The organism is Salinarimonas rosea DSM 21201, assembly GCF_000429045.1.
Taxonomy (GTDB): domain Bacteria; phylum Pseudomonadota; class Alphaproteobacteria; order Rhizobiales; family Beijerinckiaceae; genus Salinarimonas; species Salinarimonas rosea.
The window spans coordinates 42364-62196 of the sequence record NZ_AUBC01000012.1; the positions used below are offsets into that span (position 1 = coordinate 42364).

General features: G+C 73.0%; 19 protein-coding genes. 9 read left to right on the top strand and 10 right to left on the bottom strand.

The genetic code is table 11. The features are described from left to right. Positions 1 to 11: 11 nt before the first annotated feature. The 9 genes from G407_RS0110255 to G407_RS0110295 form a co-directional block, all read right to left on the bottom strand. A complete protein-coding gene (locus tag G407_RS0110255; protein ID WP_043539477.1) occupies positions 12 to 1721 on the bottom strand; it encodes a complex I subunit 5 family protein in 1710 nt (569 codons plus the stop codon). Then, positions 1718 to 3202 carry a complex I subunit 5 family protein gene (locus tag G407_RS0110260; protein ID WP_029030733.1) on the bottom strand — a complete coding sequence of 495 codons (1485 nt, stop codon included), beginning with the start codon at positions 3200 to 3202 and terminating at the stop codon, positions 1718 to 1720. Before G407_RS0110260 ends, G407_RS0110255 begins: the two co-directional genes overlap by 4 nt. Continuing rightward, the gene (locus G407_RS0110265) at positions 3199 to 4722 is read right to left on the bottom strand and encodes a complex I subunit 5 family protein (RefSeq protein WP_029030734.1); all 1524 of its coding nucleotides are present in this window, start codon (positions 4720 to 4722) and stop codon (positions 3199 to 3201) included. The genes G407_RS0110260 and G407_RS0110265 overlap by 4 nt, the downstream gene beginning before the upstream one ends. After that, positions 4719 to 5072, bottom strand: coding sequence for an NADH-quinone oxidoreductase subunit K (locus G407_RS0110270; protein ID WP_029030735.1), 354 nt, complete (start codon positions 5070 to 5072; stop codon positions 4719 to 4721). The genes G407_RS0110265 and G407_RS0110270 overlap by 4 nt, the downstream gene beginning before the upstream one ends. Then, complete coding sequence (locus G407_RS0110275) at positions 5069 to 6037, bottom strand: hydrogenase subunit MbhD domain-containing protein (protein ID WP_029030736.1); 969 nt, start codon at positions 6035 to 6037, stop codon at positions 5069 to 5071. Before G407_RS0110275 ends, G407_RS0110270 begins: the two co-directional genes overlap by 4 nt. Further along, positions 6034 to 6333, bottom strand: coding sequence for a cation:proton antiporter (locus tag G407_RS0110280; RefSeq protein ID WP_029030737.1), 300 nt, complete (start codon positions 6331 to 6333; stop codon positions 6034 to 6036). The genes G407_RS0110275 and G407_RS0110280 overlap by 4 nt, the downstream gene beginning before the upstream one ends. Beyond that, complete coding sequence (locus G407_RS0110285) at positions 6330 to 6647, bottom strand: MrpF/PhaF family protein (protein ID WP_029030738.1); 318 nt, start codon at positions 6645 to 6647, stop codon at positions 6330 to 6332. Before G407_RS0110285 ends, G407_RS0110280 begins: the two co-directional genes overlap by 4 nt. Then, the gene (locus tag G407_RS26935) at positions 6644 to 7120 is read right to left on the bottom strand and encodes a Na+/H+ antiporter subunit E (protein WP_052341200.1); all 477 of its coding nucleotides are present in this window, start codon (positions 7118 to 7120) and stop codon (positions 6644 to 6646) included. Before G407_RS26935 ends, G407_RS0110285 begins: the two co-directional genes overlap by 4 nt. A gap of 136 nt (positions 7121 to 7256) precedes the next feature. After that, the gene (locus tag G407_RS0110295; RefSeq protein WP_043539478.1) at positions 7257 to 8192 is read right to left on the bottom strand and encodes a LysR family transcriptional regulator; all 936 of its coding nucleotides are present in this window, start codon (positions 8190 to 8192) and stop codon (positions 7257 to 7259) included. 379 nt (positions 8193 to 8571) lie between these two features. Here G407_RS0110295 and G407_RS26940 point away from each other — a divergent pair, with 379 nt between their 5' ends. The 8 genes from G407_RS26940 to folK all read left to right on the top strand — a co-directional run bounded on the left by G407_RS26940 (position 8572) and on the right by folK (position 17452). After that, entirely contained in the window at positions 8572 to 9807 is a 1236-nt protein-coding gene (locus G407_RS26940) for an MFS transporter (protein WP_052341201.1), read from the top strand. Between the two features lie 104 nt (positions 9808 to 9911). Further along, positions 9912 to 10880 carry a cytochrome c oxidase subunit II gene (coxB, locus tag G407_RS0110305; RefSeq protein WP_052341202.1) on the top strand — a complete coding sequence of 323 codons (969 nt, stop codon included), beginning with the start codon at positions 9912 to 9914 and terminating at the stop codon, positions 10878 to 10880. Then, on the top strand, positions 10877 to 13417 hold the full coding sequence (gene ctaD, locus G407_RS0110310; RefSeq protein ID WP_029030741.1) for a cytochrome c oxidase subunit I: 2541 nt from the start codon (positions 10877 to 10879) through the stop codon (positions 13415 to 13417). Before coxB ends, ctaD begins: the two co-directional genes overlap by 4 nt. A gap of 20 nt (positions 13418 to 13437) precedes the next feature. Next, positions 13438 to 13854, top strand: coding sequence for a hypothetical protein (locus tag G407_RS0110315; protein ID WP_210163103.1), 417 nt, complete (start codon positions 13438 to 13440; stop codon positions 13852 to 13854). After that, a complete protein-coding gene (locus tag G407_RS0110320) occupies positions 13851 to 14477 on the top strand; it encodes a cytochrome c oxidase assembly protein (protein ID WP_029030743.1) in 627 nt (208 codons plus the stop codon). Before G407_RS0110315 ends, G407_RS0110320 begins: the two co-directional genes overlap by 4 nt. Then, positions 14474 to 15673 (top strand): c-type cytochrome, encoded by a 1200-nt coding sequence (locus tag G407_RS0110325; protein WP_043539479.1) that lies wholly within the window; start codon positions 14474 to 14476, stop codon positions 15671 to 15673. The genes G407_RS0110320 and G407_RS0110325 overlap by 4 nt, the downstream gene beginning before the upstream one ends. Before the next feature lie 97 nt (positions 15674 to 15770). After that, complete coding sequence (folP, locus tag G407_RS0110330; RefSeq protein WP_029030745.1) at positions 15771 to 16604, top strand: dihydropteroate synthase; 834 nt, start codon at positions 15771 to 15773, stop codon at positions 16602 to 16604. Then, a complete protein-coding gene (folK, locus tag G407_RS0110335) occupies positions 16601 to 17452 on the top strand; it encodes a 2-amino-4-hydroxy-6-hydroxymethyldihydropteridine diphosphokinase (RefSeq protein ID WP_029030746.1) in 852 nt (283 codons plus the stop codon). The genes folP and folK overlap by 4 nt, the downstream gene beginning before the upstream one ends. 92 nt (positions 17453 to 17544) lie before the next feature. Here the strand turns inward: folK and G407_RS0110340 are convergent, their stop codons facing one another. Continuing rightward, positions 17545 to 19041 (bottom strand): AMP nucleosidase, encoded by a 1497-nt coding sequence (locus G407_RS0110340; RefSeq protein WP_052341203.1) that lies wholly within the window; start codon positions 19039 to 19041, stop codon positions 17545 to 17547. 168 nt (positions 19042 to 19209) lie between these two features. On the opposite strand from G407_RS0110340, the gene tsaA reads away from it, so the two are divergent. Further along, a complete protein-coding gene (tsaA, locus tag G407_RS26945; protein ID WP_052341204.1) occupies positions 19210 to 19743 on the top strand; it encodes a tRNA (N6-threonylcarbamoyladenosine(37)-N6)-methyltransferase TrmO in 534 nt (177 codons plus the stop codon). Positions 19744 to 19833: the final 90 nt, after the last annotated feature.

Sequence of the window (19833 nt, forward strand, 5' to 3'; positions counted from 1 at the left end):
GCGCTCCGGCGTCAGCCGCTCGTCTGGAGGAGGACGAGCCCCGTGGCGAGAGCGAGGGCGGCGAGGACGATCCCGCTCGCGGACCACGCGACGAGCGGCCGTTCCAGCCCGGCGAGCCGCGCCTGCGCCCGGTCGAGGAGGCGCCGGCCGTCGCGGCGCAGGCCGTGGCTGCGCACCTGCGAGCGCCGGCGGACCTGCGCCACGATCGCCGCCGCCGCGCGCTCGAGCGGCTGCGCGAGGTCCCCCTCCGGGATCGTCGGGCCGCGCAGGCGGGCGCGCAGCCGCGGACGGGTCGCCAGGAGCGCGACCGCGCCCGCGAGCAGCACGGGCCAGGCGCCGGCCCACAGGTTCTCGGGCTTCGTGGCGTAGCCGAGCGAGTGCCCGGCGAAGGGCGCGAAACCGATCCAGGGCAGGACGAGCGCGGCGAGCGACAGCGCGGCGAAGGGGCAGAAGCGCAGGGCGCGCGCCGCCGCTCCCGTGGTCTCGCCCGACGGCTGCGCCGCGACGGCGCGCCAGGCGTGCAGCAGGAGGAGCGCCGTCGTGGCGGCCGAGACCGTGACGAGGAACGCGACCAGCCCCGACAGCGGCGCCTTGAGCGCGACCTTGGCGAGCGCGCCGCCGAGCGGCGGCAGGCCCGCGATCGAGAGCGCCACGAGCGCCACGAGCCCGAGCGTCGCGCGCCTGAGCGCGCCGGTGGTCGCGGCCACCACGCCGACCGAGAGGAACAGCGCGCCCTTGGCGAGCCCCTGATGCGCCGCGTAGAGCGCCGCGTTCCCCAGTGCCGGCGCGCCGGCGGCGGCCGAGGCGGCAAGCGCGCCCAGCAGCAGGCTCATCTGGCTCACCGTCGAGTAGGCGAGGATCGCCTTGGGGTTCGTCTGCGCGAGCCCGGCGACGACGGCGAGGAAGGCGCCCGCGAACCCCAGCGCGACGAGGAGGCTCCAGAGCGCGGGCGCGAGCGCCTCGAACGGGACGAGCAGCATCACGCCGAAGACGCCCGCCTTGACGATGGCGCCCGAGAGCACGGCGGAGGCCGGCGTCGGCGCGGCCGGATGCGCGAGGGGGAGCCAGACGTGGAGCGGCACGAGGCCGGCCTTGATCCCGAAGCCGACGAGGAGGCCCGCGCTCGCGACATCGCCGTAGGGCATGGTCCCGAGAGCCGCGCGCACCGCGGCGACGTCGAGGCTCCCCGCACCGGCGGCGCCGATGGTCAGCCCGGCGAGGATCGCCGCCTCGCCGAGCACCGCCAGCGCCAGGTAGAGACGCCCCGCGCGCAGCGCCCGCGCGTCGCCTTCGTGCACGACGAGGATATAGGCCGCGAGCGAGACCGCGGCGAAGCAGACGTAGAAGGTGGCGACGTCGCGGGCGAGGAAGACGCCGAGATTGCCGGCGAGCGTCAGGCACCAGAAGCCGGTGAAGGTCGTAGGCTTGTGCGTGCCGCGCATGTAGTCCAGCGCGAAGACGCCCGCGAGCATCCAGAGCGCCGCGACGACGCCGAGCAGCAGCGCCGAGGACGGGTCGAGCGCGAGGACGACGCCGAGCAGGAGGTCGGGCGCGCGCGTCTCGACCCCGTGCGGGGCGAGGAACGCCGCGAGAAGCGCGGGCAGCGGCGCCAGCGGCAGGAGGACGAGCGCGCGCGGGCGCATCGCCGGCAGGGACGCCAGCGCGCCGAGCAGGAGCGGCCAGGCGAGCGCGACGAAGGGGAGAAGCGGGCCCTCGATCATGGCGTATAGGCCCTCTCGACGATGAGCGTCGTCCAGGCGAGCGGCGAGATCGGCGAGGCCGCCAGGAAGCCGACCGCGAGCGCGGCGAGCGCCGTGGCGACGGGGGGCGCGATCAGGCCGAGCGGGCGCTCCAGCGCGCGCGCGTCCGGCCCCCGCGCCGGCAGCGTCTCCGGCGCGGGCAGGAACCACATGCGGTAGAGGAGCGGCAGGAAGTAGGAGGCGTTGAGCAGCGAGGAGGCGACGAGCACGCCGATCACCCAGGGCTGCCCCGCCTGCAGCCCGCCGATGCCGAGGTACCATTTGGAGACGAAGCCCGCGATCGGCGGCACGCCGATCATGCCGAGCGCGCCGACGGAGAAGGCGCTCGCCGTCCAGGGCATGCGCGGGCCGATGCCGGCGAGCTCGTCGATCCGGTGGACGTGCGCCCGCTCGGCGAAGATGCCGGCGCAGAAGAACAGGGTGATCTTCATCAGCCCCTGGTGGACGAGGTGGACGAGCCCGCCGATCGTCGCGACGGGCCCGGCCAGCGCCACGCCGAGGATGATGTAGGAGACCTGGCTCACCGTCGAGAAGGCGAGGCGGCGCTTGATGTCGACCTGCTGCAGCGCCCGCGCCGAGCCGTAGACGATGGTGAAGGCCGCCAGCAGCGCGAGCGGCGTGCCGAGCCCCAGCGCCTCCACCCGCGCGATGCCGTAGACGTCGTGGACGACGCGCACGATCCCGAAGGCGCCCGCCTTCACCACGGCGACCGCATGGAGCAGCGCCGAGACCGGCGCCGGCGCTGCCATCGCCGCCGGCAGCCAGCCGTGCAGCGGCACGAGCGCGGCCTTGACGCCGATGCCGAGGACGAACAGCACGAAGACGAGGCGCAGGGTCGTCTCGTCGACGGTCTCGAGCGCCGCCGGCTGGGCGAAGGCGATCGGGCCGACCGCGCTCTCGAGCCAGACGATGGCGGCGAGCAGCGCCGCGCTGCCCGGCATCGTGTAGGCGAGGTAGCGCCGGCCCGCCGACAGCGAGGCCGCATCCCCCTTGTGCACGACGAGCGGCCAGGTCGAGAGGGTGAGGAGCTCGTAGAAGACGAAGAACGTCACCAGCGTGCCGGAGAAGGCGATCCCGGTCGTCGCGGCGACGCACAGCGAGAAGAAGCCGAAGAAGCGCGAGAGGTCGCGCGTCCCCTCGAAATAGGCGATCGCGTAGATCGTCGTCAGCAGCCACAGCGCCGCCGAGAGCGTGACGAAGAGGAGCGACAACGCGTCGACGCGCAGGACGAGGGCGAGGCCCGGCGCGAGGTCGAAACGGGTATCGTAGATCGCGCCGTCCGCGACCTCGACCAGCATGAAGCCGACGAGGGCGATCTTCAGGACCGCCCCGCCGAGGTTGAGCCCGTTGCGCCAGCCCGCCTGGTCCTCCGCCAAGAAGAAGGTCGCGAGCGCCGGCGCGAGCGAGGTCGCGATGATGAGGACCGGAAGGAGCCCGTTCATTCGAGCCCCTCCATTGCGGCGCCCGGGCGTCCGATGGCGAGGAGCGCCGTCGGCCAGGCCGAGGCGAAGCCGAGTGCGATGGCGAGCCCGGCGAGGACGAGCGGGATCGCCTCGCGCGCCCGGGAGGGCAGCGGGCCCGTCGGCTCGTCCTCGGGCGCGTCCTCCCCCTCCGCATCCCCTTTGGCGAACAGCCGGCCGAGGACCGGGAAGAGGTAGAGCGCCGAGAGGACCCCGCCGGCGAGCAGGATCACGCCCCAGGCCCACTCGCCCGAGGCGAAGGCCGCGACGAGCAGCAGGTACTTGGCGATGAAGCCGCCGCTCGGCGGCAGGCCCATCAGGGTCACCGCGGATAGGCCGATGGCGAAGGCCGTCATCGGCATCGCCCTCGCGAGCCCCGAGAGGCCGGCGATCCGGTCGTGGCCGAGCCGTGCCAGGACGAGGCCGGCGGCGAGGAACAGCGCCGCCTTCGCCAGCGCGTGCGAGACGCCGTGCAACATCGCTCCGCTCCAGGCGCCGGCGGCCCAGGGCTGCGTCGAGAGCGCGCCGCCGGCGAGCGGGAACAGCAGGAACAGGTAGCCGATCTGGGCGATGGTCGAATAGGCGACGAGCAGCTTGAGCCGCTCCTGCCGGAGCGCGAGCACCGATCCGTAGAGGATCGCCGCCGCGCCGAGGCCGCCGAGCAGGGGCCCGAGCGCCGGCCCCGCGGCATCGGGCAGCGCCTCGAGCCACAGCCTCGCCATCACGACGAAGGACGCCTTCGGCACGAGGCCGGACAGGATCGCGGAGGCGGGCGCCGGCGCGCCGGCATGTGCGGGCGGCAGCCAGGCGTGCAGCGGGAAGAGCGCCGTCTTGGCGCACAGGCCGGCGGTCATCAGCGCGCCGGCGACGAGCGTCGTCGCGCCCTCCGGGGCGTGGGCGCCGAGGAGCGCGATGTCGAGCGTGCCGGTCGCGGCATAGAGCAGGATCGCGCCGGAGAGGTAGAGCAGCGAGCCGGTCAGCGCGAAGAACGCGTAGCGGATCGCGGCCGCGAGCGTCTCGGCCTTGCCCTCCAGCGCCACGAGCCCGATCGCCGCGAGGCTCAGGAGCTCGAGCGCGACATAGAGGTTGAACAGGTCGCCCGAGAGGAAGACGGCGTTCAGCGCGCCCCAGGCGAGATGGGCCAGCGCCACGAAGGCGTAGCCCCGGCGCGTCTCGCGCAGGCGCGCGACGAGGCCGCCGCGGGCGAAGGCGAGCGCCGCCGCCATGACGGCGACCGTGGTCGCCACGAAGGTCGCGGCGAGGCCGTCTGTGACGAGCGCAATCCCGAGCGGTGGCGCGAAGCCGCCGACGGCGATCCGAGCCGGCCCGCCCTCGGCGACGCCGGCGACCAGTGCGGCCGCGACGAGCGCCATCGCGGGCCCGGTGACGAAGAACAGGTCGCCCGCGCGCCGTCCCATCACGAGCGCGGCGAGGGCGCCGGCGAGCGGCAGCGCCACGGCGAGCGCTGCAGCGAGAGCGGCCGGATCGAGCGGTTCGGTCATGATGCCTCGGGCCGCCCCGCCGCGCCGCCCTCCGGCGGCGGCGTCTCCTCCGGCAGCCCCGCCCGGCCCGTGAGCGCGGCGTAGCGTCCGGCGAGCGCCGTGATCAGCGCGGTGGCGGAGAAGGCGACCACGATGCCGGTGATGATCAGCGCCTGCGGCACCGGATCCGGGCCGAGCGGGCCCATGCCGGCCGCTCCGAAGACGATGAAGAGGCCCGACCCCATGATGTTGAAGCCGACGAGCCGGCGCAGCGGGTGGCGCCGCGCGACGAGGCCGTAGAGGCCGAGCCCGACGAGCGCGGCGCCGACGAGCGCGTAGATCGTGGCGTGCGGCGCGAGATCGGGGCTCACGGCGCGCCTCCGGGCGAGGGGCGCGCCGGCGGGCCGAGCACGAGGAGCGCCAGCGTCGCGGCGATCGAGACCGTGAGCGCGGTCTCGACCACGAGGACGAGCGTCCCCGCGACGGCCTCCGGGAAGGCGAGGAAGGTCCCGCCGAGCGCGCCGACGACGCCGAGCCCCAGGAACACGGCCGGCCCGAGCGCCAGCGCGAGGCGCACGGGCAGGCGCGACACGGCCGGGGGCTCGACCAGCCCCGCCATGGCGGCGAGGAGGTAGACCGCGGCGAGGATCGTGCCGCCCTGGAAGGCGCCGCCGGGCGCATAGGCGCCGGCATGGACGACGTAGATCCCGACGACGATCCCGATCGAGGGCACGAGCCGCGCGAAGGTCGCCATCACGCCGCCGGGGCGTGCATGCTGGCGCAGGCCCGGGAGCCCGCCCCAGTCCCGCTCCAGGCTCGCGGCCCAGACGCCGACGAGGGCGGCGAGGAGGACGATCGACTCGATCAGCGTGTCGTAGCCGCGAAACACGATGAGGACGGCGGTGACCGGGTTCTCGACCCCGCTCGCCTCCAGGTTGCGCGCGACCTCCGGGCCGAGCCCCGGCCGGCCTTCCGGCAGCGCCAGGACCGCGAGCGCGATCGCCCCGGCGACGCCCACCGCGCCGAGCGCCGCCAGCGCTTTGCCGACGGGCGCCGTCGGGGCCGGCTCGACCGCGCCGATCCGCGCCAGCCGCGCGACGGCGCCGACGAGCAGGACGCCCGTCAGCCCCGCGCCGATCGCCGCCTCCGCGAGCGCGACGTCGATCGCCCCGAGCCGCACCCAGGCGAGGGAGGCGAGGAGGCCGTAGACGACGAACGCCACGACGCCTCCGAAAAGGTTGCGCCCGGCGACGGCCGCGAGCGCCGTCGCCAGCAGGAGACCGCCGAGCGCGAGATCGAAGGCGAGCCCCGCGACGGATCCGACACCGCTCGTCATCCCTCCTCCGGGGGTGGGCGCCGGGGCAGCGCCGCGCGCGCCACGAGCTGCGCCGCGGTGCCCGCCGCGAGCATCGCGAGCACCCAGACGCCGACGACCTTCAGCGCCGGCAGGAGCCCGCCGAGATGCGGCATCACGCCGAGCACGACGAAGCCGAGCCCGAGATTGTCGGCCTTGGTCAGCGCGTGCAGGCGCGTGTGCAGGTCGGGGAAGCGCAGGAGCCCGACGGTGCCCGCGACGAAGAAGCCGGCACCGACCGTCAGGGCGGCGAGGCTGAAGAGGTCGAGCGCGCTCATCGGCCCGTCGCCTCAGGATCCGCACCGATCTCGGCCTCCTCCTCCTCGGGATCGCCCAGGCCGTCGTGGCTGGCGCTCTTGACGAAGGCTACCGTGGCGAAGGCCGCGAGCAGCGCGAGGACGAGGGCGACGTCGATCGCTGCGGTCTCGCCCGTCGCCGCGGCGAGCAGGAGGGTGACGGCGACGCCGCCGGTGCCGACGAGCTGGGCGCCCAGCATCCGGTCGGCGGAGGTCGGCCCGCGCAGGACGCGCACGAACGCGCCCGCCACGGTGAGGAGCAGGATCGCGGCGAAGGCGAGGAAGGCCGCGCTCATCCGCGCCGCTCCGCGTCGGTGCGCAGGGTGGCGGCGAGGCGCGCCTCTTCTGCCCGCACCGCGCCGTGAACGTCCCCGCGCACGTCGAGGCAATGGACGAGGATCGCCTCTCCGACGCTGCCGGCGCTCAGGGTGCCTGGGAGAAGCGAGAGCTCGGTCTCGAAGGCGACGCGCACGCCGCCGTGGGGCAGGCGCGTCGGCAGGACGCGCCAGCCCGGCGCGAGTGGCATGCGCGGATGGAACGCCCGCCAGGCGACGTCGACGCCGCCCGCGACGGAGCGCGCGAGGAAACCGACGATGAAGCGACCCGCCGCGAGCGGCGCCAGGCGCCGCTCCCGGGGCGGCAGCAGCCGCAGGCTCACGAGCGCCGCGGCGAGGATCGCGACGAGCGGGAGCCAGGGCTTTCCGGCGCCGCCGGTCAGCACGATCCAGAACCCCGTGAACAGGGCCGAGCGCTCCAGAAACGCGCGCATATCGCCATCCCTGTCCGGTTGCGGGTTCGTCCTGCCGCGAGCCTGTCCCCGGCTGGCCGCGGGGCAAGGTAGCCGACGGTCGAACGCGCGAGCAAGAGTCGACGCTCCGAGGGCGCTTGTGCACAGGGAGAACCGCTCAGCAGGAATGCGCGTCGCGGTGCGCGGCCTGCCTCGCCGCCGGTTGTCGAAGCTCCGCCTTCAGGAAGTCCACGAAGGCGCGGACCCGAGGGATGTCGTGGCGGTTCGGGAGCATCAGCGCCGTGAGCGGCTTGGGCTCGTCGTCGTGCTCCCCGGAGAACAGCTCGATCAGGGCACCTTTCGCCAGAGCGTCCTCGCCCAGGAAGTCGCCCAGGCGGATGATGCCGACGCCTTCGATGGCCATCTGCAGCAACATGTCGGCGCTGTCGGATGCGACCGGGCCGCTCACCTCGATGTCCATTCGGTTTCCGTTCACCCGCATGGGCCAGATCGCCTGCTCGGCGAAGCCGGACAGCAACAGGCAGGCGTGGCGACGAAGATCCTCCGGGCGAGCCGGTCGACCATGGACCGAGCAATAGCGCGGGCTGACGGCAATGATCCGCCGAACGGTCCCGAGGCGAACGGCGACGAGGTCGCTGTCGGCCGAGTCCCCGACCCTGATCGTGACGTCCATCTGCTCCCTGATCGGATCGATGCGGCGGTCGCAGACCGAGACGTCGAGCGTGATGCGCGGATATTTCTCGAGGAACCGTGGCAAGAGCCGCGTCAGCTTGTGGCGCGCGAAAGCGGTGCCGCAATTCACGCGCAGATGCCCCCGCGGCTCGCCGACCGCCCGCGACAGATCGGCCTCGATGGTCTCTTCCAGCAAGATGATCCTCCGGGCGTGAGCCAGGAAGATTTCGCCTTCGGGCGTCAGCGACAGCTTGCGCGTCGTGCGGTGAAGCAGCTTCACGCCGAGCCGGCCCTCCATGCGGCTGACCAGCTTGGAGACGGCGGAAGCGGTGTACCCGAATTCGTCCGCGACGGCCGCGAAGGAGCCGAGCTCGACGAGCCGAACGAACAACGAGATGTTCGGAACGAGGGACGTCTTCATGGATGGTCGTTTCCGGCGTGCTGGTGCAGGGGAACGCGGGCGAGGGCGGCCTCGGGAACGGTGCAGCCGACGCCGGTCACCAGCATGATCTCATAACCGAAAATTGCGAGTCTTGCAGTGCGGAAGGGCAGCCGGGCTCCGCCCCGACCATCCCTCCGCGACCATCCGGGATCACGCCGGGGCGGTGGCGGAGTTGCGCAGCGGCCTCGGGCCGCCGCTCGGCATTCGTGCCTCGAACTCACGACAGAATGTCTTCATGCGCGCTGTATCGGTTCCTGTCTTCGAGCGAGACGTAAAGCGGAGCATATCCAGACAGGTTACGTACCGAATGGAACCGAAATCCCACACGGCGCCCGGCGGAAGCTCGCTCGTAGTCCTGATGGCCGTCTTCGCAGCCGGATACCTGCTGTCGTCCCTGCTGCGCGGCATCACCGCCGCGCTCGCACCGTTCTTCACGCGGGAATTCGGCGTCTCGCCGGCGGAGCTCGGGCTGCTGGCGGGATCGTACTTCGCCTCCTTCGCCCTCCTGCAGCTCCCCATGGGGATGTTCCTCGACCGGTACGGCGTGCGTGCCGTGATGGTCGGGTCGCTCTCGATCGCAGCGCTCTCGTGCCTCGCCTTCGCGGCGGCTCTCTCCTTTCCGGGCCTGCTGTGGGCGCGGCTCCTCATCGGCATCGGGGTGAGCGCCTGCCTCATCGCACCGCTCACCGCGGCTCGGCTCTGGACGCCCGTGCCGATGCAGCAGCGGATCAATTCTTGGATGCTCATGGCGGGCGCCCTGGGCCTGGTGATGGGCACGTTGCCCTCGGAGAGCATCGCCACCGCGTTCGGATGGAGGCCGCTCTTCGCGGCTCTCGGCGTCCTCTTCGCCGTCGTCGCCGTCGTCATCGCCCTTCGCGCGCCGCGGCACGAGAGATCGGGCGCCGCCGGCCCGGGCGGCCTCCTGGCGAGCTACGGCTCCGTCGTTCGCGCCCCCTACACCTGGAAGATCGGCGCGGTGGGCCTCTTCAACTACGCCATCCTGGTGGCGATCCAGACGCTGTGGATCGGGCCGTGGCTGACCGACGTCGGCGGCGAGACTGTCCGAGGCGCGTCCACCGGGCTCCTGGCGATCAACGGCATCATGCTCGTGGTCTTCCTCGTGATGGGGTATCTCAGCCCCTACATCATCCGCTCGCCCGACGACGCCGAGGTCCTGCTGCGGCGCTTCACGCCGCTCGGCATCGGCATGCTGATCTGGATCGCCGCTCTCGGCCCCGCCGCCCAATGGTATCATTTCGCCGCCTACTGCGTGGCGGCCTGGCCGCTCTCGGTGACGCATCCCCTGGTCGGCCAGCGTTTCGGTCCGAGCGAAGCCGGCCGGGCGCTCGCCTTCTTCAATCTGCTCCTCTTCGTCGGCGTCTTCCTCTGGCAATGGAGCTTCGGGCTGATGGTGACGGCGCTGTCGGGACCGTACGGGACCGAGGCCTCCTACCGGCTCGCCCTCTCGGCGCTCGCCCTGCTCTCCGTCGTCGGCTATGCGGCGTTCGTCACGCTTCCGAGCAGCAAGCCCTCGGTTGCGCCGGCTCCGACGGGGCGGGCCTCGCCGAGCGCGGAGGACGGCACGACGCCTTGAGCCCCGGGCGTGCGCCCGGGGAACGGTTCACCCCTCCCGCGGCTTGACGGTCGAACCCGACCCTCGCCGGCGTGCCGTGCACGCGCGCCGGCCCGGAAGACCGCATGGCCGCGCCTCCAGACGACACGCTCGCCGCGCTGCTCGGCGAAAGCTCGGTCCTCGCCCCCGCGGGCCGCAGCGCGGCGGCGATCGCGGAGCTGTCCTGGTGGCTGTTCGGGGGCGCGACGCTGATCTGGCTCGTCGTGATCGGGCTCTCGATCTACGCCGCCTATTTCGGCCCGCGGGCCCACGACGAGGCGAAGGTGCGCCTCCTCGTCGTCGGCGGCGGGGCGGTGATCCCGACGCTCGTCCTCGCCGGCGTGCTCGCCTGGGGCCTGTGGCTGATGCCGCAGGTGAAGCCGCCGCTGCCGCAGGGCGCCGTCGAGATCGAGGTCGAGGGGCTGCAATGGTGGTGGCGCGCGCGCTACCGTGCCGAGACGGGCGAGACCGCCGTTCCTGTCGCCAACGAGCTCGCGCTCCCCGTCGGGCGTCCCGCGGTGCTGCGGCTGACGAGCCCCGACGTCATCCACTCCTTCTGGGTCCCCGCGCTCGCCGGCAAGATGGACATGATTCCCGGCCGCGAGACCGTGATCGTGCTCGAGCCGACGCGCACGGGCGTGTTCCGCGGCGCCTGCGCGGAGTATTGCGGCGCGTCGCATGCGCTCATGAGCTTCGCGGTGCTCGTGATGGAGCCCGCCGCCTGGGAGGCCTGGCTGGCGCGCCAGGCGGCGCCGGCCGAGCCGCCGGCGAGCGCGGCGGCCCAGCGGGGGATGGCGGTGTTCACCGAGTACGGCTGCGGCGCCTGCCACGCGATCCGCGGCACCGAGGCTGATGGCGATGTCGGGCCCGACCTCACCCACGTCGGCTCGCGCCGCACATTGGCCGCGGGCGCGCTCCCCAACACGCCCGACGACTACGTCCGCTGGATCTCCGACGTCCACGAGGTCAAGCCGGACGCCAACATGCCGCCCTTCGGCATGCTGCCCGAGGGCGACCTCGCCGCGCTCGCCCTCTACCTGGACGGCCTGACATGAGCGGGCGCGACAAGCTCCTCGACTGGGCGAGAACGCGCCCCGGCGAAAGCGTGCAGGAGGCGCAGGAGCGCCGCCTCGCCAAGGCCTGGGAGACGCCGACGGGCTGGCGCTACTGGTCGGCGGTGAACAACACCGAGGTTGGCCTCTGGTACACGGTCTGCGCCTTCCTGTTCTTCCTCTTCGCCGGCGTGCTGGCGCTGATCATGCGCGCGCAGCTCGCCGTGCCGGACAACGACCTCGTCACCGCCGACCAGTACAACCAGCTCTTCACGCTGCACGGCTCGGCGATGATGTTCCTGTTCGGCGTACCGTCCTTCGAGGCCTTCTCGATCCTGGTCCTGCCGCAGATGCTCGGCGCGCGGGACCTGCCGTTCCCGCGGCTCTCCGCCTTCGGCTTCTGGTGCTTCCTGATCGGCGGCGTGTTCGTCTGCGGCTCGATCTATTTCGACGCCGCGCCGAAGGGCGGCTGGTTCATGTACCCGCCGCTCGCGACCGAGTACCAGGACGGCTACGGCAACGACATCTGGCTGCTCGGCCTGTCCTTCATCGAGATCGCCTCGATCGCGGCGGCGGTGGAGCTCATCGTCGGCGCGCTCAAGACCCGGCCGCCGGGGATGCGCATCAACCTGATGCCGCTCTACGCCTGGTACGTGCTGGTCGTCGCCGGGATGATCCTGTTCGCCTTCCCGCCGCTGATCGCGGGGGACCTGCTGTTCGAGATGCAGCGGGCCTTCGACTGGCCCTTCTTCGACCCCGACCGGGGCGGCGACCCGCTCCTGTGGCAGCACCTGTTCTGGATCTTCGGCCACCCGGAGGTCTACATCATCTTCCTGCCGGCGATCGCGCTGGTCGCGACGATGATCCCCGCCTTCGCCCAGAGGCCGCTCGTCGGCTATTCCTGGGTCGTGCTCGCGGCGGTGGGGACGGGGTTCATCTCGTTCGGCTTGTGGGTCCACCACATGTACACGACGGGCCTGCCGAACGTATCGCTCGGCTTCTTCTCGGCGGCGTCGGTCTCGGTGGCGATCCCCACGGGCGTGCAGCTGTTCTGCTTCATCGCGACGATGCTGGTGGGGCGCGCCACGGGGAACGTGCCGATGCTCTGGGTCTCGGGCGCCTTCGCGGTCTTCGTGCTCGGCGGGCTCACCGGCGTGATGGTGGCGCTCGCGCCTTTCGATTTCCAGGCGCACGACACCTACTTCGTCGTCGCCCACCTGCACTACGTGCTCGTCGGCGGCGTGGTGTTCCCGATCCTCGGCGCGATCCACTATTTCTACCCGCTGGTGGGCGGGAGATCGCTCTCGCCGCGGCTGGGCAAGATCGCCTTCTGGCTCGCCTTCGTCGGCTTCAATCTCGCATTCTGGCCGATGCACATCTCGGGGCTGCGCGGCATGCCGCGGCGGGTGTTCACCTACGAGCCGGGCATGGGGCTCGAGCTCCTCAACCTCGTCTCGACGATCGGCGCCTTCACCCTGGCCACCGGCCTCGCCGTGTTCCTGTGGGACGTGATCCGCCCGAAGGGCCGCCAGCCCGTCTCGGCGCGCAACCCGTGGAACGCCGGCTCGCTCGAATGGGCGACGAAGATCCCGCCGCCGCCCTGGGGCGCACGTACGATCCCGGCCGTGTCGAGCCGCTACCCGCTCTGGCAGCAGGAGAACTTCGTCGCGGACTACGACGCCGGCCGCTTCTACCTGCCGGATGCCGAGGAGGTGAAGCGCGAGACGATCATCACCACCGTCATCGACGCGCGGCCCATCCAGTGCCTGCGCGTGCCCGGCCCGGCCTGGCTGACCATGATCGCGGCGGGCTTCGCCGGCGGGTTTTTCATCCTGGGCACGTTCGAGCTCTATGCGCTCGCCATCACCTGCGGCGCGCTCGCCACCGCGACGATCCTGGCCTGGCTGTGGACCGGCACGGCGGTCGAGCCGGAGAAGGAGGAGAAGGACATCGGGCTGGGGGTCACCGTGCCGCTCTACGCCTCGGGGCCGGCTTCGGTGGGCTGGTGGGCGATGTTCATCACCATGATCGGCGACATGGCGGCCTTCGCCGGGATCGTCTTCGGCTACTACTTCTTCTGGACGGTCCACCCGGAGTTCCCGCCGCCGGGGTCGCGGGGGCCGGGCTGGGAATGGCCGACGATCGCGCTCGCGATCCTGGTGCTCGCCTGGGCGGTGACGATGGGCGCCCAGAAGGCGATCCGCGGCGGCCGGGAGCGGCTGGGGATCGCGCTCCTCGCCGCCTGTCTCGTGCTCGGCCCCGTCGGCGTCGCGGCGCTCGCGGCGGGGCCGTGGCTGACCGGCATGGACCCGACGGCGCACGCCTATCCGGCGACCGTGTGGGTATTGGTGCTGTGGACCGGCATCCACCTCGCCATCGGCTTCGTCGCCCACGCCTATTGCCTGGCGCGCGCGCTCGCCGGGCGGCTGACCGCGCGGCGCGACATCGATATCCGCAACACGACGCTCTACTGGCACTTCATGTTCGCCACCGTCCTCGTCACCGTCGCCACGATCGGCGGCTTCCCGCTCGTCTCGTGAGGCAGGCCATGGAAGACCGCATGGAAGACCGCAGCGACGCCGCCCGACGCGAGGAGATTCCCGACGAGCTGCAGGCCCGGCGGGAGACGATCTTCATGATCCCCGCAGCGCCGGCGATCTGGGCGGCGCATTTCCTCGCCTCCTACATCACCGCCGCGATCTGGTGCGCCAAGGTCGCCGGGCGCACGGGCGCGCTCGACGGCGCGCGCTGGCTGGTGGCCGGCTACACGGGCGTGGCGCTCCTGGCGATCGCCATCGTCGGGATCTGGGGCTTCCGCCACCATTCCTACGGCGACGCCACCGTGCCGCACGACTTCGACACGCCCGCCGACCGCCACCGCTTCCTCGGCTTCTCGACGCTGCTGCTCGCGGCGCTCAGCTTCGTGGCGGTGCTGTTCGTGGGGATGGTGGTCGTCTTCACGGAGACCTGCCGATGAGCGCGCGCACGCATATGAGCGCGCGGCGCCTTCTTCTGCTGGGCGCAGGGCTCGCCTTCCTCGCCGCCGCCTGGATCGGCCCGCTGCCGGCGCTCGCCATGACGCGCTTCTGGGCGCACATGACGATGCATCTCGGGGTCGTCGCGCTCGCCGCCCCGTTGATCGCCGCGGGGCTTGCCGGGAGCCGGTACGATCCGGCGGCGCGGGTGCCCCTCCTGTTCGCGCCGCTGCCGGCGGCGTTCCTGGAGCTGGTCGTCGTCTGGGGCTGGCACGCGCCGGCGGCGCACGACGCGGCGCGGATGCGGCCGGAGGTCTTCGTCGCCGAGCAGGCCTCGTTCCTCGCGGTGGGCCTCCTCGTCTGGATCTCCGCGCTCGGCGGCGCGGCGCGGGTGCGGCGGGAGCGGGCGGCGGCGGGCGTCGGGGCGCTGCTGCTCACCTCGATGCACATGGGGCTCTTGGGCGTGCTCCTCGCGCTCGCCCCCCGCCCGCTCTACGAGGCCTGCCTCGGCCTGTTCGACCAGCAGGTCGGCGGGGTGATGATGCTCGCGGTCGGCGGCACGGTGTATCTCGTCGGCGGCCTCGTGCTGCTCTCGACCCTGCTGCGCGAGGAGGCGCGGCCATGAAGCGGCGGGCGCGCACGCTCCTGCGGCGTCTCTCCTGGCGCCGCCGCCTCGGCACGATCGGCGCGTTCCTCGCCCTCGCGGCGATCGGCGGCTTCGTCTACGCCTGGGCGGGGCTCGCGCCGATCTCGGCGCGGTCCGGGCACTGGTCGGCGACGGCCTGGTTCCTGCACTTCGCCATGCGCCAGGGCGTCGAGACCCGTGCGGCGGTCTCCGTCGCGAAGCCGGAGGACGTCGACGTCGCCGATCCCGCCCTGGCGCTGCGCGGCGCACCGCATTTCGCCGGCGGCTGCGCGCCCTGCCACGGCGCACCGGGGCAGGCGCGCTCCGCCATCGCCCGCGCCATGACCCCGCAGCCGCCGCGGCTCGAGAGCCGCATCCCGGACTGGAGTGACGAGGAGCTGTTCTGGATCGTCCAGAACGGCATCAAGTTCTCCGCGATGCCCGCCTGGCCCGCCGAGCATCGCGAGGACGAGGTCTGGTCCATGGTCGCCTTCCTGCGGCGGCTGCCGGGGATGACGCCCGCCGAGTGGAGCCGCCTCGCGGGCCTCGAAGAGGCCGCGCCGGCGCCGGTGCGCGAGGCCGCGCTCGCGCCCGGCGGCCCCGAGGCGCCGGGCGGCGGGACGCGGCTGCGCCGCCTCGTCGACCCGCCGATCGGCGAGATCCTGGCCGAGAGCTGCGTGCGCTGCCACGGCGCGGACGGCCTGGGGCGCGGGGAGGGGGCGTTCCCGAAGCTCGCCGGCCAGAAGGAGGCCTATCTCCACGCCTCCCTGCGCGCATACGCGCGGGACGCGCGCCAGAGCGGCTTCATGCGCCCCGTCGCCGTGGGGCTGACGGACGCGCAGATGCGCGGGCTCGCGGAATACTACGCCGGCCTCCCCGCCGGGCCGGCCGGCGCACCGGTCTCCGACGCGGGGGCGCGTGCGCTGGGCGAGCGTGTTGCCACAATCGGCGTGCCGGAGCGCGGCGTGCCGGCCTGTGCGAGCTGCCACGGGCCGGAGACGTCGCCCTGGTACCCGCTGATCTCGGGCCAGGACGAGCGCTACCTCGCCCTCCAGCTCGAGGCCTGGCGCGACGGCGATCGCGGCGGCACTGTCTTCGCGCAGGTGATGCGCATGGCGGCCGAACGGCTGACGGATGCGGAGATCGCCGCCGTGTCCGCGTGGTATGCGGCCCAGGGCGCGCCGATGCGACGATGAGCGCCGCGTGCGCATGCCTGCGGCGCGCCGCACCCCCTTGCGCGCGGGTCCCGGCTCGGCGCAATCAGGCGCCGACCGTGCCACCCCGGAGCCGCCCATGCTCGACCCCGCCGGCGTCGCCCGCCGCGACGCCTTCCTCGCCGCCCTCGCCGCGCGGCCGCTCGTGATGGGCATCCTCAACGTCACGCCCGACAGCTTCTCGGACGGCGGCCTGCATGCGGCCCACGACGCGGCGATCGCGCGGGGCCGCGCCATGGCGGGGGAGGGGGCTGACGTGATCGACGTCGGGGGTGAATCGACCCGGCCCGGAGCGGTGCCGGTGGATGCCGACGAGGAGCTCGCCCGGGTCGGGCCCGTGCTCGACGCGCTCTGCCCGGGCCTCGACGTGCCGGTCTCGATCGACACCTACAAGGCAGCGGTGGCGCGCGAGGCGGTGCGGCGCGGCGCGGTCGTCGTCAACGACGTCTGGGCGCTCGGGCGTGATCCGGCGATGGCCGACGCGGTGGCGGAGACCGGCGCCGCGCTCGTGATCATGCACAACCGCGAGAGCATCGACGCGGACCTCGACATCGTCGCCGAGGTCGAGCGCGTGCTCGACGCGGCGCTCGCCCGCGCCGCGCGCGCCGGCATCCCGGAGGACCGCATCCTGGTCGATCCCGGCATCGGCTTCGGCAAGACGGTGGAGCAGAACCTCGCCTGCCTGCGCGCCCTGCCGCGGCTCGCGGCGCTCGGCCGGCCGATCCTGCTCGGCGTCTCGCGCAAGTCGCTGTTCGGGCGCCTCCTCGGCCGCGCCGTCGACGAGCGGCTGCCGGCGACGCTGGCCACCAACATCGCCGGCGTGCTCGCGGGCGCGGCGGTGATCCGCGTGCACGACGTCGCCCCGCACGTCGACGCGCTCGCCATGCTGCGGGCGACGGGAGCGCTGGCATGACCGACCGTGTCTTCGTCTCGAACCTGTGCCTCTTCGCCCATCACGGCGTCTTCCCGGAGGAGACGCGGCTCGGGCAGCGCTTCTACGTCGACATCGACTGCGGCACCGACGTGGAGGAGGCCGCGCGCGGCGACGATCCGCAGGCGGCGGTCGACTACGGGGCGCTGTGCGCACTCGCCATCGAGATCTCGGCGTCGGGGCCGTTCAAGCTCGTGGAGACGCTTGCCGAGCGCATCGCCACGCGCGTGCTGGACGCCTTCCCGAGCGTGTTCGACGTGCGGGTGCGCGTTCGCAAGCCGGCCGCCCCGATCGCGGCGTCCATCGACCACGCCGGCGTCGAGATCCTGCGGGTGCGCCGCACGCCGATCGCCCTCGCGCTCGGCTCCAACGTCGGCGACAGCCGCGCGACCCTGCGCGCCGCGCTCGCCCGGCTCGGGGCGTCGCCGGGGCTCGCGATCGAGGCGGTGTCGCACACCTACCGCACGGCGCCCTGGGGCCGCGAGGACCAGCAGGACTTCCTCAACGCCTGCGCCATCGGCTGGACGAGCCTGCCGCCGCGGGCCTTGCTGCGCCTGTGCAAGGCGCTCGAGGTCCAGCTCGGGCGGACCCCCGAGGTCCGCTGGGGCCCGCGGGTGATCGACATCGACGTCCTGCACTACGGCGATCTCGCCATGCGCGGCGAGGAGCTGACGCTGCCGCATCCCGAGCTGTTCGCCCGGCCCTTCGTGCTGGTGCCGCTCGCCGAGATCGCGCCCGATCGCACCATCGCCGGCGTGCGCGTCGCCGATGCGCTCGCCCGGCTCGCGCGCAAGCCGGACGATGTCGTGCGTCTCGACGATCCGGGCTGAAGGCGCCGGCGACGTCGCGTCGACGGCCGGCCGCGGTGCGACTCGCGCAGGCGGCGCCGAGCGCCGCAGGGCGCGTGCGGCCTGCCCGAGGCTCAGCGGAACGGCGGCTCGTCGAAGGACCTCAGCTTGCGCGAATGCAACGAGGTCTTCTGCCCGCGCAGGATGTCGAGGGCGGAGAGGCCGATCATCAGGTGCTCGCCCACCGCGCGCTGGTAGAAGGCCGAGGCCGCGCCCGGCAGCTTGATCTCGCCGTGCAGCGGCTTGTCGGAGACGCAGAGCAGCGTGCCGTAGGGCACGCGCAGGCGGTAGCCCTGGGCGGCGATGGTGCCGCTCTCCATGTCGATCGCGATGGCGCGCGAGAGGTTGAAGCGGCGGCGCTCCTGCGTCCAGCGCAGCTCCCAGTTCCGGTCGTCGTTGGTGACCACGGTGCCGGTGCGCAGCCGGCGCTTGAGCAGCTCGCCGGCCTCGCCGGTCACTTGCGCGGCGGCCTCCTGGAGCGCGATCTGCACCTCGGCCAGCGCCGGGATCGGCACCTCCGGCGGTACCAGCGCGTCGAGTATGTGGTCCTGGCGCAGGTAGGCGTGGGCGAGCACGTAGTCGCCGATCGTCTGCGACTGGCGCAGGCCGCCGCAATGGCCGACCATCAGCCAGCAATGCGGGCGCAGCACGGCGAGGTGGTCGCAGATCGTCTTGGCGTTGGAGGGGCCCACGCCGATGTTGACGAGCGTCACCCCGTGGCCGTCCTCGCGGGCGAGGTGGTAGGCCGGCATCTGGTAGCGGTGCCACGGCGAGCGCGTCATCAGGCTCTCGGCGCTCTCCGACGCGGCGTCGGCGCGCTCCACGACGATGCCGCCGGGCAGCGAGAGCCGCGTGTAGGGGCTGCCCTCGCGGGCGAGCTCGCCGAGGCTCCACTGCACGAACTGGTCGACGTAGCGGTGGTAGTTCGTCAGCAGGATCCAGGGCTGCACCGCCCGCCAGTCCGAACCCGTGTAGTGCACGAGGCGGCGCAGCGAATAGTCGACGCGCACGGCGTCGAAGAGCGCGAGCGGGCGCGCGGGCGCCTCGTCGATGTCCCAGAGCCCGTCGGCGATCTCGTCGCCCACCTCGGCCAGCGCCGGCGTCGGGAAATGCTGGGCGAGGTCGCTCGCCGTGACGACGCCGTGCGAGAGCTCGTCGCCGCGCTCGAGCACGTAGGGGTAGGGGATCTCGTGCTCGGAGAGCCCGACCTCGAGCCTCACGCCGTATTCGGAGACGAGCGGGCGCAGCTGCTCGAGCAGGTAGGTGCGGAACTGGGCCGGGTGGGTCAGCGTGGTCTCGTAGAGGCCCGTCGCCTGCAGCTTGGCATAGGCGCGCTCCGTGCGCGGGGGCGCGCCGTCCCCGGCGTGGATCACGCGCAGGAGCGGATAGCGGAAGCGGGCGCGCTCCTCGGGCGTCGGCGGCGCGCCGCCGTGGACGAAGCGCGCGACCGCCTCGCGCAGCGCGTCGGCCGCGCCGTCGTAGAGCGCGCCGAGCCGTGCCACGGCCTCCTCCGCGCTGGCGCAGGCCTCGATCTGCGGCGCGTGCGTCGCTGCGGTCCTCGCCTCGGCCATGATCCCCTCCGTCCTGGTCTCGCGCCGGCGCGCGCCGGCCTCCCGCCGCGCGACGGGAGGATGCGCCTGCCCTCTTGCCACCGCGCCCCGCGTCGTTCCTTGTGACAAGGCCCGGCGACGGGCGCAAGACGGGGACGAGACGCACCCCACGGTGCGAGGGAGAGCGGGATGAGCACGGCGGAGGACGAGGCGGGCGCCCGGCGCCCGGGCGAGGTGGCGGTGACGCTCCCGGAGCGGACCGACGCGGGCGTCCACTTCATCGGGCGCATCCGCACGCCCTGGACGCGTCGTGAGGAGTGCCCGAAGAACCCCGCGTCCTCGGACGCGCCGTGCACGATCGAGCTCGATCCGCGCTTCGCCCAGGGGCTCGCCGATCTCGAGACCTTCTCGCACGTGATCGTGCTCTACTGGATGGACCGCGCCGCGCGCGATCTCGTGGTCCAGCGCCCGCGCAGCCACGGCGCGCCGCGCGGAGTCTTCGCCCTGCGCTCGCCCGCGCGCCCGAACCCGATCGCGCTCTCGTGCGTGCGGCTGGAGCGGATCGAAGGCACGCACCTCCATGTCCGCGGCCTCGATTGCCTCGACGGCACACCTCTGATCGACCTGAAACCGTATCTGCCCAGTATCGATTGTCATCCCGATGCCAGCTTTGGTTGGAAAACTGCGGACACAACGACGAGGCAACACGGGAAAGCGAGCTGAGGCGCGGTTTTTCTCCCGTCAATAACCAACGTAAAACCTTTTGGGCCGCAGGATCGACCTCGGATGGGCGTCTTCCACGCTTGGAGCGCT